This is a genomic window from Mycobacterium sp. UM_Kg1 (genome assembly GCF_000972925.1).
GTDB lineage: Bacteria > Actinomycetota > Actinomycetes > Mycobacteriales > Mycobacteriaceae > Mycobacterium > Mycobacterium hiberniae.
Genome location: NZ_JRMK01000299.1, coordinates 1 through 1,448, shown reverse-complemented (window position 1 = coordinate 1,448; position 1,448 = coordinate 1). Strand labels below are relative to the sequence as shown.

Here is a 1,448-nt window from a genome sequence, read left to right as displayed (position 1 = left end):
GACCCCGCCGACACCCTGGCTACCGGCCTTGCCGTTGGTGGCCGTACCACCGGCACCGCCGTCGCCGCCCTTACCGCCGGTGCCACCGCCGCCACCGTTGCCGCCATCACCACCGGCCGTGCCGTTGCCGCCACTGCCGGCCGCCGCATCGACACCAGCGGAGCCCTCAAGCCCAGCACCACCGGTACCGCCGACACCGCCGGCGCCGCCAGCGCCACCGACACCGCCGTCACCGGACACCGAGCCACCGGCACCACCGGCGCCACCGCGGCCACCGGCACCGGCGTCTTGGCCGTCGGTGCCATTGCCGGAGCCATCCGTGACACCGTCAGCACCGCCGGCACCGGTACCACCGGCACCACCGGCACCACCGTTGCCGAACGTCCCGGCGTTGCCGCCGGCACCACCGTCACCACCGGCCTGGCCGGTCAGGGCTTCGCCGTTACCGCCGTTGCCGCCCTTACCGCCGTTCCCGGTACCGACGGCCTCCGCACCCTGCTGGCCATCGGCAGCCGCACCACCGGCACCGTTACCGCCCTGGCCACCGGCACCAGCGGTACCGCGGTCACCGCCGTTGCCGCCGGCACCACCGGCACCCGCAGTCGGGTTCAGGCCACCGCCGGCACCGGCACCGCCGTCACCGCCGTTGCCCGCCGCACCGGCAGCACCACCGTCGCCGCCGACCCCGCCGACACCCTGGCTACCGGCACTGCCGTTGGTCGCCGAACCACCGGCACCGCCGGCGCCACCAGCACCACCCTTGCCGCCGTCACCACCATCGCCGCCGTGGTCGCCAGACGAACCATTGCCGCCACTGCCGGCCACCGCGTCGGCACCGGCCGAACCGTTGGTCCCGGAGCCGCCGGCGCCACCGACGCCACCAGCGCCACCAGCACCCCCGACACCACCATTACCCGACAGTGAGCCGCCCTTACCGCCGGTACCGCCGGCGCCACCAGCACCCGCGTCACCACCAGCAGTGCCGTTGCCGTCACCGTCGGTGACACCCGCAGCACCATCAGCACCGGCACCGCCGGCACCGCCGGCGCCACCGTCACCGACTGTCCCGGCGTTGCCGCCGGCACCGCCGTCGCCGCCGGCCTGACCGAAGCCTTCGCCGTTGCCGCCGTTGCCGCCCTTACCGCCGTTACCGGTTCCGGCCGCTTCAGCCCCCTGCTGGCCGTCAGCAGCCTGACCACCGGCACCGTTACCGCCCTGGCCACCGGCCCCGGCGGTACCACGCTCACCGCCGTCACCGCCGGCACCACCGGCACCCGCAGTCGGGTTCAGGCCACCGCCGGCACCGTCACCGCCGTCGCCGCCGTTGCCCGCCGCACCGGCGTCACCGCCGGCGCCACCGACCCCGCCGACACCCTGGCTACCGGCCTTGCCGTTGGTGGCCGTACCACCGGCACCGCCGTCGCCGCCCTTACCGCCGGTGCCACCGC

The 1,448-nt window shown here is 76.0% G+C and carries 1 pseudogene; it reads right to left on the bottom strand.

Annotated features, from left to right (window positions below):
• Positions 1-1,448 (bottom strand): annotated as a pseudogene (locus LI92_RS24025) (PE family protein); the annotation flags it as partial.